Annotated in this window: 11 protein-coding genes; 4 read left to right on the plus strand and 7 right to left on the minus strand. The window is 61.8% G+C overall.

All coding sequences use genetic code 11. The features are described 5' to 3' along the window. Nucleotides 1–3: 3 nt before the first annotated feature. Together I1969_RS08890 and I1969_RS08895 are read right to left on the minus strand one after the other, a co-directional pair. Nucleotides 4–3,093, minus strand: a complete 3,090-nt coding sequence (locus tag I1969_RS08890) for a PD-(D/E)XK nuclease family protein (RefSeq protein ID WP_195234666.1) — start codon at nucleotides 3,091–3,093, stop codon at nucleotides 4–6. A gap of 223 nt (nucleotides 3,094–3,316) precedes the next feature. After that, entirely contained in the window at nucleotides 3,317–3,616 is a 300-nt protein-coding gene (locus I1969_RS08895; RefSeq protein WP_022094855.1) for a YerC/YecD family TrpR-related protein, read from the minus strand. 324 nt (nucleotides 3,617–3,940) lie between these two features. On the opposite strand from I1969_RS08895, the gene I1969_RS08900 reads away from it, so the two are divergent. Further along, nucleotides 3,941–4,306: a phage holin family protein gene (locus I1969_RS08900; protein ID WP_138112940.1), complete on the plus strand. Its 366-nt coding sequence runs from the start codon at nucleotides 3,941–3,943 to the stop codon at nucleotides 4,304–4,306. A gap of 138 nt (nucleotides 4,307–4,444) precedes the next feature. Here I1969_RS08900 and I1969_RS08905 read toward each other — a convergent pair whose 3' ends face one another. Next, the gene (locus I1969_RS08905; RefSeq protein WP_022094857.1) at nucleotides 4,445–4,873 is read right to left on the minus strand and encodes an RrF2 family transcriptional regulator; all 429 of its coding nucleotides are present in this window, start codon (nucleotides 4,871–4,873) and stop codon (nucleotides 4,445–4,447) included. A 253-nt stretch (nucleotides 4,874–5,126) separates the two neighbouring features. Here I1969_RS08905 and cysK point away from each other — a divergent pair, with 253 nt between their 5' ends. Together cysK and mnmA are read left to right on the plus strand one after the other, a co-directional pair. After that, nucleotides 5,127–6,065 carry a cysteine synthase A gene (cysK, locus tag I1969_RS08910; protein ID WP_055310201.1) on the plus strand — a complete coding sequence of 313 codons (939 nt, stop codon included), beginning with the start codon at nucleotides 5,127–5,129 and terminating at the stop codon, nucleotides 6,063–6,065. Between the two features lie 58 nt (nucleotides 6,066–6,123). After that, the gene (mnmA, locus tag I1969_RS08915) at nucleotides 6,124–7,347 is read left to right on the plus strand and encodes a tRNA 2-thiouridine(34) synthase MnmA (RefSeq protein ID WP_267471233.1); all 1,224 of its coding nucleotides are present in this window, start codon (nucleotides 6,124–6,126) and stop codon (nucleotides 7,345–7,347) included. 136 nt (nucleotides 7,348–7,483) lie between these two features. On the opposite strand, the gene I1969_RS08920 is transcribed toward mnmA, so the two are convergent. The 3 genes from I1969_RS08920 to I1969_RS08930 all read right to left on the minus strand — a co-directional run bounded on the left by I1969_RS08920 (nucleotide 7,484) and on the right by I1969_RS08930 (nucleotide 10,818). Next, a complete protein-coding gene (locus I1969_RS08920) occupies nucleotides 7,484–8,503 on the minus strand; it encodes a M42 family metallopeptidase (protein ID WP_195234680.1) in 1,020 nt (339 codons plus the stop codon). A gap of 266 nt (nucleotides 8,504–8,769) precedes the next feature. After that, nucleotides 8,770–9,936, minus strand: coding sequence for a lactaldehyde reductase (fucO, locus tag I1969_RS08925; protein ID WP_195234670.1), 1,167 nt, complete (start codon nucleotides 9,934–9,936; stop codon nucleotides 8,770–8,772). 165 nt (nucleotides 9,937–10,101) lie between these two features. After that, nucleotides 10,102–10,818: a YoaK family protein gene (locus tag I1969_RS08930; RefSeq protein WP_195234672.1), complete on the minus strand. Its 717-nt coding sequence runs from the start codon at nucleotides 10,816–10,818 to the stop codon at nucleotides 10,102–10,104. A 268-nt stretch (nucleotides 10,819–11,086) separates the two neighbouring features. On the opposite strand from I1969_RS08930, the gene I1969_RS08935 reads away from it, so the two are divergent. Next, on the plus strand, nucleotides 11,087–13,222 hold the full coding sequence (locus tag I1969_RS08935) for a YgiQ family radical SAM protein (RefSeq protein WP_271748086.1): 2,136 nt from the start codon (nucleotides 11,087–11,089) through the stop codon (nucleotides 13,220–13,222). On the opposite strand, the gene I1969_RS08940 is transcribed toward I1969_RS08935, so the two are convergent. Then, nucleotides 13,219–14,130 carry a CPBP family intramembrane glutamic endopeptidase gene (locus I1969_RS08940; RefSeq protein WP_195234676.1) on the minus strand — a complete coding sequence of 304 codons (912 nt, stop codon included), beginning with the start codon at nucleotides 14,128–14,130 and terminating at the stop codon, nucleotides 13,219–13,221. The two genes, I1969_RS08935 and I1969_RS08940, sit on opposite strands and share 4 nt — an antisense overlap. Nucleotides 14,131–14,278: the final 148 nt, after the last annotated feature.

The raw sequence follows: 14,278 nt of genomic DNA on the forward strand, positions 1-14,278 counted from the left end.
GGTCTACACGCCCCTCCTTACAAACGTTCCTTCGTGGTTATACGAGCAGCGCGCATGCGCGGCTTGCGCCGATGTCGGATCGACCGCCGTCACGACGCCCGCCTCGAGTTCGCGCAGCCGCTCGGCAATGCCGGTCTCCACGCGATCGAGCAGCACATCGAAGTCCATGTTGCCGCCCTCGCCCGGGAAGCCCTTCTTAAGGCCCGGAATGCGACCGTCGCCGCGCTCCTGCTCCAACAGCTCGGCGCTCGCGGCACCGCGCAGCGCGGGCTTGCCGCCCTTGGTCGAAAAATAGAGCGCAGCGCGGGTATCTAGGCCCAGCGCCCGACGCATGGCTTGGGCGTAGATGAGTGTCTGGGTATGGGGCGGCAGCCAGCGCGGGTCGTCGGCGGGCACCGCACCCGTCTTCTCGTCGAACACCGTGGGGTCGGCAAGCTTATACTCCTCGACGCCCGAGCGATGTTTGTAGTCGATCACCACGGCACGGTTCTCGGCATCCACGTCCACGCGGTCGATGCGCCCGCCAAGCGGCCAACCGGCATACTCGACCTTGAGCTCGTTGAAGGTGAACTCCAGGTAGCGCGGGGCAAAGGGGGCAAGTGCCTCGGACTCGTAGGCAAGCACACCCTCCAGCTGCGGCAAGATCTCGGCCACCTGGCGCTCCTCCACCGGGGAGAGCGGCACTAGCGGGCCCTCCGTGCCGCGCTTGCCAGCGTGCTCGGCCAACGTCTCGTCAAAGACCTCGTGCAGCAGCTCCTGTGCACGCGGCAGATTCTCGGGCGTCACGCGCTCCATGCCTTCTTGGGGCAGACGGGCATGCAGATGCTCCAGCACGTCGTGGACATAGTTGCCCTTCTCCATGTTGCCAAAGCCCGCGTCGATCGACTGGGGCTTGACGCGATACGACACGAACCAGCACAGTGGACAGGTAGAATAGGCCTCGATCTGCGAGGCGGACGTCAGACGCGGCACGAGCGGCGCGTTCTCGCCCTCGCCATCGCGACGGCGCAGAACCAGATACGGAATGGCTTCATCGCTCAGGTGCTGAGGGGCTTCGCAGGTCACGCGCTCGCGCTTGAGGCCTTCACCTGCCGCGGGATCAAAGTCGGCGATGATATCGCCCTCGCCCACGCACGTGGGCTTGGCAGCGCCAGCGGCCTCGGCATGTGCCCGCAGCTCGGTCCATACGGCTGCCGGGTAGCACTCTCGCGCCTGGCGATCGTGTGTCACGCGGGCAAGCGCGACCGGACCGCTCGTCGCCTGCATTGCACGGCCAAAGCGCACGCGCAGCAGGGCGGCGGGCTCCAAAGACACGCCGTCGCGGCGCAGCTCGGTCGTCAACGTGGCAAGCGGGCCCTCTTCGTGCGAAAGCGGATAGCTGTCCAGGTCGACATCGGCAAACAGCACGGCATCGTAGCCGCCAGGACGCAAAACCGACGCATCGGCAAGCGACACTAAGCGCACTTGCGCCCGTGGCGTGCGATCGACCTCGTAGGTCTCGTAATCGTAAGCGGTGCTGCGCTTGTCCACCTTAGTTCGAACGCCGTCGAGAACCGGCACGGTCGCGGCCTGCGACACGTCGAGCGCGCGAGCATCGTTCATAAGGATGTCGATGGCATGGCGCAGCAAAGCCGTCTCTGCCTGACGACGGGCCTGGCCGTCAAGACCGCCTAGAGCGCGATCGGGCAGCTCCTCTGCAACGGCGAGCATGGCCTTGAGCGCCGTCACGGGTTTGTCGCGCCACAGCGCCTGAAACACGTCCGAGACCACGCACGGCACATTCTTAAACCAGTTATCGTCGCTGGCGGCCTTGCGGGCGCCCCTCACCTGGCCCTGCACGCTCTGCAGCAGGCTCTTGACGCCCGCAGCGGTCTTGCTGCGCGACAGGCGCATGTTCTTGTCGAAGCCGCGGGCGCTCGCGGCGTCGGCACCCGAAAGCGGACTGTAGATCCAGTCGGTAAGCTCCGGCGCGGGCCACCACTCGGTCTTTGACGCCATGCCCTCATCGGCGGCCTTCATGCGCTCGATCAGGCCGGCAAGCGCCGCAAACTGCCTGCCCGCGATGGACTGGGAAAACGCCGTGAACTCAGTTGTCTCGGCAGCGATATGACGAGCCGCCAGACGAGAGGCGAGCTCACCGAACAGCTGGGGTGCCCGGGCAGAAACGGCAAGCACGCGCACGGGGTCGGCAGAGGCGCCGTCGACCTCGGAACCCCGGCACGTTTTTACCAGATCATCAATTGCGTCCGCATAAGCATGAGCACGGGCATGGGGGCCAGCGACCTCAATAAAGGCAGGCTGAGCGGCGGTCCCGCAAGCGGCATCAGACGCGCCGACATCCTCCCCTAGCGGCGCGATCTCAAACAACACATCGCGGGCATCAAATGCCGCGGCAAGCTCCTCGCGCATCGCCGCCTGTTCGCGGGCAAGCAGCACGACGACCTCTCCCCCATTGTTCGCCACGGCAGACAGCAGCTCGAGCAGACCGTGCGTAAACGACGTGATACCGCGCACGCATACGGCGCGAGTGCACGCCGGCAGGCTATCGGCCAGGACACTGGTCATAATGTCAGCTGCCTCGCAGGGCTCAACCATATCTCGACGGTCCAAACCGCCCGCGTAGGCGCGCAAAAGCTCAAACACACGAGCCTCGGCATCGCTTTTTGGCTCAGGCTGGCAGTTGTCGCCACGGCATCGTTCGGCACCCGTCCCCGCAACGCCCGGCAACACGTCGCGGGCCATGCGCGCGAGCATGCGCACTGTGCCCTGACTGCGCGAAAGCGGCTGCAGGTCGGCATCGTCGAGACGCGTGACCATGTCCGAGAACAGCATCTGGCGCTGCAGGTTATCCACAAAGCTGCGGCCATCGCCCATAAGCTCCCACAGCGAGCGGAGCCACGATGTGGGCGTCTTGTAATCGATACCCAGTGAAACCCCGGCTTCTGCCGCATCATGACGGCACAAGTCGAGCTCGGCAAACGAGGGCGCCAACAGAACAGCGCGCCCGTGGCGGGCAACCAGGTCGGCCAGCAGCGCCGCCTCGGCATCGCTCAAATCCGTGCCGGCATTGGTGGTATAGATTCGAACAGGCATGGTCCTCCACTCAAACTGTTCGCAATATTCAACGCATCTATCCTACCCGCCCGCACGGACAACATGGCACCACACCAACATGTTTTGGCGCATCGGGGTCAGGTTACTTTGCACCAGACCCCCTCGATGATCCGTTCTCCTCCGTCCCCAGGGAATCAATTTTCGACACACAAAAACCGCCCCCGAAGGGGCGGCTCCAGCTGATTCGTTTGTTGCCGTTGGCCTACTCGCCATCCTCCAGCTTGATGAGGATCTTGCGATAGCCACCGTACTCGCCGTTGAGCGCCTTGGAAACACGGCTCACCGTGGTGGACGAAGCGCCCGTGCGGGCCTGAACCTCAACATAGGGCTCGCCCTCATCCAGATAACGCGCGACCTGCAGGCGTTGCGAAAGATCGCAAATCTCGCGCGGCGTGCAGATATCGGTCAAAAACGCCTGGATATCCTTCTCGTCGTCCAAAAGGCTAAATGCGTGGACCAGCTGCTTGACATCAGGCTTGTCAAACATGTTCTCGATATTCATCGATCACCGCCAAACCCGCCAAAAGGCATCGAAGTTGATACTGACATCGGGCATCGTTCGCCCGTTCTATGCAATAGGGCAACGCCTGTGGCTTTTGCCCGTAGCAGTGTAGCACACCACCAAACTAAAGCGACAAGACTCTCTGCCAGCGGCGCGTTTTTCAGGACGAACGCCGTTTAGAAACCGTATGCGCACGTAAGCTCCACGAATATTTGAGACAATGGGCGCCCAAACACCGCGGCGCGCCCGCGCAACCATCCAGGTCGCCGCCGCAAGCCGCTTCACGCGACGCCAGCAACCCCGGCGCAAGAAAGGATTCACGCCATGCGCTTTATGCTTAACTGGCTCTTCACCTCGATCGCCATCGCGATCGCCACGTTCCTCGTCCCCGGTATCCAACCCTTCGGCTTTGCCGAGGCCTGGGTCTGCTTTGCCTTTGTGGGACTGTTCCTCAACATCGTCGACTCGCTCGTCAAGCCGTTCCTGACGGTCATCTCGCTGCCGCTCACTATTATCACGCTTGGTATTTTTCAGCTCGTAGTCAACAGCTTTATGCTCGAGCTGGCCAGCTACCTGTCGGTCAATCTGCTGGGCGCGGGTATCTCCATTGCCGGCTTTGGATCGGCCTTTATGGGCAGCATCCTGGTATCCATCATGCGCAGCATTCTCGACAGCATCGCCGAGGGCTAGAACTGTTCAATACGAACCGTCATATCGACCCAAAACGAAGGCCGCCCATCACAAAAAATGGGCGGCCTTCTTATTTGTCAAGTCTCAAAGGACGAGAGAATCTACCATTTCTACCCCGTCCCCAAATGCAGGTGTGGGTTAGATGACATAGTCGTAGCCATGGTTGGGAGCGACAAGTTGATCGAGCGTCACACCGTCGAGGTAGTCGTTGATGAGCTTGTCCAGGTTCTTCCACACGTCGAGCGTGGGGCACTCGTCCGAACGCGAACAGCCCTTGCAGTCGCCGTCCAGGCATGCGACCGGTGCTAGGCTGCCCTCGGTCAGACGCAAGATCTCGCCCACCGTGTACTGCTCGGGCGGGCGCGTGAGCACGTAGCCGCCGCCCTTGCCACGCATACCCGAGAGCATGTTGGCACGTACGAGCGTAGCCAAGATGTTCTCGAGATATTTCTCGGAAATCCCCTGTCGCGCCGCGATCTCTTTGAGCGGGATGCGACCGGCCGCCTGGTGCTCGGCCAGATCGACCATAACGCGCAGGGCATATCTGCCCTTAGTAGAAACCAACATATATAGTGCTGCCTTTCGGTCATTTAGTCCGTAGAAATTCTAGCCGAAAAATTGGTTTTGAAAATACCCGTTCCGGTCAAGATGGTTAATCGACTCGTAATAATCTTCTATTTCCTATTGCGTTACTAGGCTTTACTGTCTACTATGCTTGCCAACAGCAAAACGAACAACCCATAAGGTTTGTGGGTTTCGCTGCTATACACACCGTAAAACCACACGGTATCCAGTCATTTGAACACTTTGGAGGTTCACCATGAGCAATGTTTACACGTCCATCGATCAACTTATCGGCCACACTCCGCTTCTGGAGCTCACTCACTTTGAGGCCGATGAGGACCTCAAGGCCCGCGTGCTCGTCAAGCTGGAATACTTCAACCCCGCCGGATCCGTCAAAGACCGCGTCGCCAAGAACATGATCGACGAGGCCGAGAAGGCCGGCAAGCTCGTGCGCGGCGGCGACTATACCATCATCGAGCCCACGAGCGGCAACACCGGCGTCGGCATCGCCTCGGTGGCGGCTGCCCGCGGCTACAAGGTGATCATCACCATGCCCGAGACCATGTCCGTCGAGCGCCGCAAGCTTATGCAGGCATACGGCGCACAGCTCGTGCTCACCGACGGCTCCAAGGGCATGAAGGGCGCCATCGCCAAGGCCGAGGAGCTGCAGAAGGAGACCCCCAACAGCATTATCGCCGGCCAGTTTGTGAACCCCGCCAACCCCGCCATCCACAAGGCCACGACCGGCCCCGAGATCTGGGATGACACCGACGGCGAGGTCGACATCTTCGTCGCCGGCGTTGGAACCGGCGGCACCGTGACCGGCGTGGGCGAGTTCCTCAAGGAGCAGAACCCCGAGATTAAGGTCGTCGCCGTCGAGCCCGCCACCTCCCCGGTGCTCTCCAAGGGCCAGGCCGGCCCGCACAAGATCCAGGGCATCGGCGCCGGCTTTGTGCCCGACGTCCTCGACACCCAGGTCTATGACGAGATCATCCCCGTCGAGAACGACGACGCCTTTGCCACCGGCCGTGCCGTGGGCCACAAGGAGGGCGTGCTCGTGGGCATTTCGTCCGGTGCCGCCGTGTGGGCCGCACTGCAGCTGGCCAAGCGCCCCGAGAACGAGGGGAAGACCATCGTGGCCCTGCTTGCCGACACCGGCGAGCGTTACCTGTCCACGGCACTGTTCCAGGACTAAGGGCCTGTCGCCCATAGGTTGAGCCCGCGGACGAGCCGGTCTCCTCTCTCCCGGCAGCCTGAGCCCATCCAATCAGGGTGTCCCACGAGACGTCCGAACTTGCTACAATGTCTGCGGCGCGGAACCAGCCTCCCGCGCCGCTTTTCTTTTTTGGCCACATGCCACCAAGGAGAACCTCCCCATGCACAACAAGCGCGTGCTCGTCGCCATGAGCGGCGGCGTCGATTCCAGCGTGACCGCGTACCTGCTCAAAAGCCAGGGCTACGAATGCGTCGGCGCCACCATGCGCCTCACCTGCCCCGCGCCCGATCCCGTCACGGGCATGAGTAAGGTCGACCGCGACATCGCCGATGCAAAGGCTGTCGCCGAGTGCCTGGGGATGCCCCACCATGTGCTCGACCTGCAGCAGGCCTTCGACCGCAACGTTATCGAGCGCTTCGTGACCGCCTATCAGGAGGGGCTGACGCCCAACCCATGCATCATCTGCAACCGCCACATTAAGTTTGGCGCATTGCTGGATGCGGCGCTGGATATGGGCTGCGACTACATCGCCACGGGCCACTACGCCAAAACGAGCCAGGCGTCCGACGGAACCTGGCAGCTGTACCGCGGCGAGGACCCCAAAAAGGACCAGAGTTACTTTTTGTATTCGCTTACGCAGGAACGCCTGGCGCACACGATCTTTCCGCTGGCTGGGCTGGACAAAGAGCGCGACGTGCGCCGCATTGCCGCCGAGCAGGGCTTTACCAACGCCAAGAAGGCCGAAAGCGAGGACATCTGCTTTATTCCAGACGGTGACTACGCGGGCTATATCGAGCGCCGCTGCGGACATCCCGCTGCACCGGGCGACATTGTGTGGCGCGACGGCAGCGTGGTCGGGCGCCACAACGGTGCGCTGCGCTACACCATCGGTCAGCGCAAGGGCCTGGGCGTCGCGATGGCGCATCCCGTGTACGTAACGGGCGTCGACGCCGACAGCAGCACCGTGCATCTGGGCGAGGCCGAGGACCTAACGGCCACAGCGCTCACGGCCAACGACTGGATCTGGAGTGCCCCTGCCGACCGCATGAAGGCAGAGCTCACGTCCGGTGGCATTCGCGTAGGTGCCAAGTACCGCTATCGTCAGAAAGACCAGGCAGCGACCCTTGCGCGCGGCGAAGACGGGCAAATGCTGCTAACTTTTGACGACCCGCAGCGCGCCATCGCCCCCGGCCAAGCCGTTGTAGTCTACCGCGGCGACATCGTCCTCGGCGGCGGCACGGTGACCGGCGCACTTAAGTAGCCCCATTCCCTTCATAAATTGCGGTGAAATAGGGACTGTTTAAGCGTTTAAAACCGCCAAACAGTCCCTATTTCACCGCAACTTAGAGAGGACGGCCTCGGTCGGTACTGCCGTATCAGCCGAGGCCGCTGCATCGCTAGCGCTGTACGTAGGCTCGGACCAGCTCGTAGGTGTTGCGCACGCCGTCCATGTGGCTGCGCTCGTAGTTGTGGCTCGCATACACGCCGGGGCCGATCAGGCCGTGACGGATGTCGTAGCCGGCAGAGAGCGTGGCCTCAACGTCCGAGCCGTAGTGCGGGTACACGTCGATGGCGTAGTCAAGTTCAAGCTCGCGCGCGATATTGGACAGCGTGGTCACCAGGTCGTAGTTGTACGGACCGCCCGAATCCTTGGCGCAGATCGACACCATGTGCTCGGTGCAGCCTAGGTCGTCGCCCACGCAGCCCATGTCAACGCTGATCATCTCGCGCGTGTCGGCCGGCACGAAGGCGCCGCCGTGGCCCACCTCCTCGTACACGGTAAAGAGCAGCGAAACCTTACGCGAAAGCGTCACCTCGCCAGCGGCGACGGCACGCGCCAAGCCCAACAAAATGGCGGCCGATAGCTTGTCATCCAGGAAGCGGCTCTTAATGTAGCCGCTCTCCGTCACCGTCGTGCGAGGATCCATAGCGATGATGTCGCCGGTCTGAATACCCAGCTCGAGCACATCGTCCTTGCTGTCGACGTTCTCGTCGAGCAAGATCTCCATGTTCTTCTCGATGGTCTTGACCGGCTCGTCGGCCACGTGCGCCGAAGGCTCGGTGTTAAGAACCACGCCCGTGTAGACATTGCCGTCGCGCGTGTAGACGGTGCAGTTCTCGCCATCGGCCGTAGACCACTGATGCCCACCGAGCGTCGTGGGGCGCAGGCGGCCATTGTCCTTAATGGAACGCACCATGGCGCCTAGGGTATCGACATGGCTCGCCAGTACGAGCGGCTCGCCCTCGCCGCCAAGCTCAACGAGCACGTTACCCTTATTAGAACGCTCAGGCCCAAACCCCATATCGCGCAGGGTCTCCATCAGATAATCAGTCGCCGCACGGGTATAGCCCGTAGGCGAAGCAATCGAGGTAAGCGCCTTCAACTGGTCAGTAATATAGGAGAGCGTAGAATCCATCTTGGACACCAAAGTCACCCTTTCGTATCGAATTAAACCCACAGCAACAATACCACCGCGAACCATCTTTTTACCTAGCGAGATGACCCATCGAGCTCTTCAGAACTGCGCCCGCCACGATAACGAGCCGTCGGGCCCCTGCCCGTTTGCCCCACAATCTTTCCGCAGGACGGAGGAAGCCCCCGCCGCACGAAGTGCGCAGCGGGGGCTTCCGACATGTCCGAGGACGATTGTGGGGCTAACGGGCAGGGGCCCGCCGAACCAAGTTAGGCAGCCGGGCAGATCTTCTTGAAGAGCTCGATGACGTCGTCGAGCGTCGCCTCGCGCGGGTTACCCGGGAAGCAGGCGTCGGCCATGGCGTCCTTGGCCAGAACCTCGATCTCGTCGGCCTTCATAGCCTCGCAGACGTGCGGGATATTCACGTCGGCGGAAAGCTGCTTGACGGCGGCGATAGCGGCGTCGGCAGCCTCGTCGGTGCTCATGCCCGTGGTGTCAACACCCATGGCAAGGGCAACCTTGGCCAGGCGCTCAGCGCAAACCGGCTTGTTGAACTCCATGGCGATCGGCAGCAGCATGGCGCAAGCGACGCCGTGCGGGGTGTCGTAGTGAGCAGACAGGGTGTGAGCCATTGCGTGGTCGATGCCCAAGCCAACGTTGGAGAAGCCCATGCCGGCGACATACTGGCCAAGGGCCATGCCCTCGCGGCCGGAGCCGGGCTGGCCGGACTTGGCCTCGGCGACGGAGTCACGCAGGTTCTCGCTGATCAGCTTAATAGCCTCAAAGTGGAACATGTCAGAGAGCTCCCAAGCACCCTTGGTGGTGTAGCCCTCGATGGCGTGGGTCAGAGCGTCCATACCAGTGGAAGCGGTCAGGCCGGCGGGCATGGAAGCCATCATGTCAGGATCGACGACGGCAACCTCGGGGGCGTCGTTGGTGTCGACGCACACGAACTTGCGGACCTTCTCGGGGTCGGTGATGACGTAGTTGATGGTCACCTCGGCGGCGGTACCGGCGGTCGTCGGCACGGCGATGGTGAACACGGCGTGGTTCTTAGTGGGAGCAACGCCCTCGAGGCTGCGGACATCGGCGAACTCGGGATTGTTGATGATGATGCCGATGGCCTTAGCGGTGTCCATGGAGGAGCCGCCACCGATGGTCACGATAGCGTCAGCCTCGGCGGCCTTGAAGGCCTCGACGCCGTCCTTGACGTTCTGGATAGTGGGGTTGGGCTTGATCTCGGAGTAGAGGCTCCAAGCGATGCCGGCGGCGTCGAGCTCGTCGGTCACCTTGGCGGTAACGCCAAACTTGACCAGATCGGGGTCGGAGCAGACGAAGATCTTCTTGTAGCCGCGACGCTGGAGCTCGCCGGGGATCTCCTTAATGGCGCCGGAACCATGATAAGAGATGGTATTGAGAACGAAACGATTAGCCATTGATAGCCTCCCATCGTGTGCGGGGCACCCATTACGCCCCACGCTATGAGTCCCATCCTAACGCTTTTGAAACAAAAAACGCGTGAGAACGTCAAACTATTTAAAGCGTTTCAACAGATGATGAAAAATAATGCGGCGAAGGGACAGCCCCTTTGCCGCATTCGGTTACTTTCGACAGCCCTCTTTCCAAGCCTCGGCCGCAGCCTTCCAGCGTAAGCGCAAGTCGCGCTCGCGGTCGATGAACATGATGGCAAACGCGACAAACAGCAGCAAGCTCGCCACGACGATGGCGTGCAGGCCCATGCGCTCAATACACCAGTTGCCCAGCACGGCGCCAAACACAAAGGTAAAGATCACGCCAAAGTACAGCAGGCCGTTTTCCAAAAAGCCGCGCCTGTGGGTGATGATGTAATCGTCCACGTTTTGCAGCGCGTTGCGCAGGTTGCCGATGCACATGGTCGTAGCAATGCCGTGACCGTGGATCTTGCGGAAGCTCTCGACCTGCATGCCGCAGGCAAACGAAGTGAGGCAGTTGGCGAGCAAGTTGTAACCGCCACCGGGGATAAAGCTCACGCCCAGCAAGATGACGGCTTCAAAGAACACCGTTACCTGGCGCCAGTGAATCACGCTGCCAAACCGTTCATGTACCAGGTCGGCAAGCATAATGCCCACGGCAAACGACACCACAGGGAAGAAGTAGCGCCCCGCAAGTGCCCAATTGCCCTCCGAGATGCTCACGCCCACCAGCAAGATGTTGCCCGTCTGCGCGTTAGCGAAAACATGGTCGCGCCCAATGTACGAATAAACGTCCATAAAGCCGCCGGCGAGCGCCAGGATAATGCCCAATTCGATGGACTCCGATATCTGTTTGGCACGCTGCATCGTCGTGCATCCTCCTTGTTGACGACCCTCTCGTGCGTTGGCGGAAACATAACCGCCGTTCATACTGTAACCCATTGACAACATGGCGTGCGCGCGAGACGGGTTCTCCAACGCGCAGATACACAGTCTGGAAACAAACAGCGGGCGCGGCGCCGACACCCGCACCGACACGCCGATCCGCCAGCCCATGTACTCCACCAGTCTTTTTAGCGCCGTCCCAAAAAGACTGGTTACAATTACGTGCAGCATACTAACAACGGGAGGAATCGTGGCAAAAAAGCCCCAGGACGCTCAGCACAACCAGCACGGCAAGCATGCCCAGCGCGGCCAGCAGCAAAAGCGCGGTGGCAAGGCCCAGAGCGGCCACGCCACTCATACCCCGGCAGCGCCCGCCCGTCCCTGGCGCCCGGGCCGCGATAAGTTCCTCCCCGTCAGCCGCGCCGACATGGATGCGCGCGGCTGGGACCAGTGCGACTTCGTCTATATCTGCGGTGATGCCTACGTGGACCATCCGAGCTTTGGCATGGCTATCATCAGCCGCGTACTCGACGCGCACGGTTACAAAGTGGGCATCATCTGCCAGCCCGACTGGACCGACCCCGCCAGCATCACTGCGCTCGGCGAGCCGCGCCTGGGCTTTTTGGTCAGTGCCGGCAACATGGACTCCATGGTCAACCACTATTCGGTGACCAAGCACCGCCGCCACACCGACGCCTATACCCCCGGCGGCGAGGAAGGTCACCGCCCCAACCGTGCCGTCACGGTCTACGGCAATCTCATCCGTCAGACGTTCAAGGACGCCCCCATCATCATCGGCGGCATCGAGGCAAGCCTGCGCCGCCTGGCCCACTACGACTACTGGCAGGATAAGCTCAAGCGCTCGGTGCTGCTCGACTCGGGCGCCGACATCCTCATCTACGGCATGGGCGAGCACGCGATTGTCGAGATCGCCGACGCGCTCGACGCGGGGCTGCCCGTCGATCAGATCACCTATATCAACGGCACCGTCTACCGCACCAGCTCGCTCGACGAGGTCTACGACTACGACTTGCTGCCCAGCTGGGACGACCTTGCCGCCGACAAGCTCAATTACGCGCGCAGCTTTAACGTACAGCAGCAGAACATGGACCCCATCACCGGGCATCGCCTGGTAGAGCCATATCCCAACAGCGTGTACGTGGTGCAGAACCCGCCGTCGGCAACACTCACCACCGACGAGATGGACGAGGTGGCCGAACTCCCCTACGCACGCGATTGGCATCCCGACTACGACGCGGCAGGCGGCGTGCCGGCCTTTGCTGAGATCAAGTTTTCCATTAGCTCCAACCGCGGCTGTTTTGGCGAGTGCTCGTTTTGCGCGCTCACCTTCCACCAGGGCCGCGTGTTGCAGATGCGCAGCCACGACTCGATCATGCGCGAGGCCGAGCTGCTCACGCGCGATCCCGAGTTTAAGGGCTACATCAACGACGTGGGTGGACCGACGGCCAACTTTAGCCGCCCCGCCTGCGACAAGCAGCTCAAGCACGGTGTGTGCAAGAACAAGCGCTGTCTGTGGCCGAGCGTATGCAAGAACATGGTGGTCGACGAAAGCGGCTACACGCAGCTGTTGCGCGACCTGCGCCAGCTGCCGGGCGTCAAGAAGGTCTTCGTGCGCAGCGGCATCCGTTTTGACTACACCATGGCCGATGCCTCGGACGAGTTTTTACGCGAGCTGCTGGAGCACCATGTCTCGGGCCAGCTGCGCGTAGCGCCCGAGCACGTGAGCGACGCGGTACTGTCCGTGATGGGCAAGCCGAGCCGAGCTGTCTACGACGCATTCTGCCGTAAATTTGAACGCTTGAATCGCGAATACGGACTCAAGCAGTACGTGGTGCCGTATCTGATCTCGAGCCATCCCGGATCGACGATGAAGGAAGCCGTGGACCTTGCCGAGGCCGTGCGCGACATGGGCTACATGCCCGAGCAGGTGCAGGACTTCTACCCCACACCGTCCACTATGTCGACCTGCATGTACTACACCGGCGTGGATCCGCGCACCATGGAGCCGATCTATGTGGCGCGCGACCCGCATGAGAAGGCCATGCAGCGCGCGCTCATCCAGTATCGCAAGCCCGAGAACTACAAGCTGGTGCGCGAGGCGCTAGAGAAGGCCGGGCGTCGTGATCTGATCTGCTATACCAAGCATTGCCTGATTCGCCCCGTGCCGCCACGCCCGGGCGAGACGTCTGCCGGCGGTGGGCATGGCACCGGCAAGAAGGGCGGCAAGGCCCACGGTGGCGCCGCCGGCAAGGGGCCCAAGGGCAGCAAGGGTCACGGCGGTATGTCCCGCGCGCAGAACACTGCCGGTCGCAATCGCGCGGCACAGGGGCGTCAGGGCGCCAACGGCGGCGGCAGGCGCAACTAGGGCAGTGGTGCGCTCGCTGCGTCCATCCCACACGCGTGGCGCAGCGAGCGCATTGCCTCAACGAGGATGGCACCGGCGATAGCGACCGTAATTGCCACGCCGAACGGCGTGTTCACAAACCAGAGCAACGTCATGAGATACGACCCGGCATTAAAGGCAAAGTGCAGCAGGATCGTGTAGCAAAGCTTTCCGGTCGTCACGAGCACCCAACCAAAAATGAGGCCGGCAGCGCCCGCATAGCAACCCTGCACCCAGTTCATGTGCATAAAGCCGAAGATCGCCGCCTGCAGCACAATCGCCGCGGCGATACCCCAGTTACTCGGGGCCGCCCAGGGCACCATGGCGCCGTCTTGCGGTCGCACGAGACGTCGGCGCTTCCAAAGTGGGCGGCACTGCGGGTTAAACGCTCGGAGCGAAAACTCAAAAATAATGCCGCGCACCAGCAACTCCTCGCAAAACGGAGCGCCGAGCACCGTGGTCAGGACAGCAAGAAGGCTGGTATCGCCCATGCCCGTTTCCTCGACGAGCTCGCTATAGTCTGCCGAGACCTCGGGCAACAGCGACAGCACGGCGTCGGTCACGTAGCCAACGACCACCTGCAGGGCCAAGCCGATCACGATAACGCAGGCAATGCGCTTCCACGCGCTACGCAATCCCCCGCCAAGTGGACGCTCACCTTGCCAGCGCGCGATAAACGACCGCGGCCACAAATAACGCCACCACAGCAGCGCCATCAAAAACGATGCCGTCTGAGCGGCAGCCTGGAACCATTGGATATCGAGATTGTCGATCGGATAGCCCGTCAGCACCGACACGGCATCGAGAACTGAAAACAGAACCACGCTCAGGGCTATATCGGCAGCGACAACGCCAAAACAGGCAAGCGCCCACGCCATCGCATTGAGCATGCCAACCTCCTCAAAACCCGGCACTTAGGGACGTTCCTTAACTGCCGGCAGAGACGATATGAGCAGGACATAAAACATTGAGAGCCCCTGCTGCATGAAAGACCGCGGATTAGGCCGACAATGGTGAGTGTCTAATTCAGCCGCGGCG

Origin of the sequence: Collinsella aerofaciens (assembly GCF_015548375.1) — a bacterium.
In the GTDB taxonomy this organism is placed as follows: domain Bacteria; phylum Actinomycetota; class Coriobacteriia; order Coriobacteriales; family Coriobacteriaceae; genus Collinsella; species Collinsella aerofaciens_AB.

Bases quoted from the DNA above. Each gene is read 5' to 3' on its own strand.
- I1969_RS08890 (WP_195234666.1), bottom strand. From the start codon at position 3,093: ATGCCTGTTCGAATCTATACCACCAATGCCGGCACGGATTTGAGCGAT.
- I1969_RS08895 (WP_022094855.1), bottom strand. From the start codon at position 3,616: ATGAATATCGAGAACATGTTTGACAAGCCTGATGTCAAGCAGCTGGTC.
- I1969_RS08900 (WP_138112940.1), top strand. From the start codon at position 3,941: ATGCGCTTTATGCTTAACTGGCTCTTCACCTCGATCGCCATCGCGATC.
- I1969_RS08905 (WP_022094857.1), bottom strand. From the start codon at position 4,873: ATGTTGGTTTCTACTAAGGGCAGATATGCCCTGCGCGTTATGGTCGAT.
- cysK (WP_055310201.1), top strand. From the start codon at position 5,127: ATGAGCAATGTTTACACGTCCATCGATCAACTTATCGGCCACACTCCG.
- I1969_RS08920 (WP_195234680.1), bottom strand. From the start codon at position 8,503: ATGGATTCTACGCTCTCCTATATTACTGACCAGTTGAAGGCGCTTACC.
- fucO (WP_195234670.1), bottom strand. From the start codon at position 9,936: ATGGCTAATCGTTTCGTTCTCAATACCATCTCTTATCATGGTTCCGGC.
- I1969_RS08930 (WP_195234672.1), bottom strand. From the start codon at position 10,818: ATGCAGCGTGCCAAACAGATATCGGAGTCCATCGAATTGGGCATTATC.
- I1969_RS08940 (WP_195234676.1), bottom strand. From the start codon at position 14,130: ATGCTCAATGCGATGGCGTGGGCGCTTGCCTGTTTTGGCGTTGTCGCT.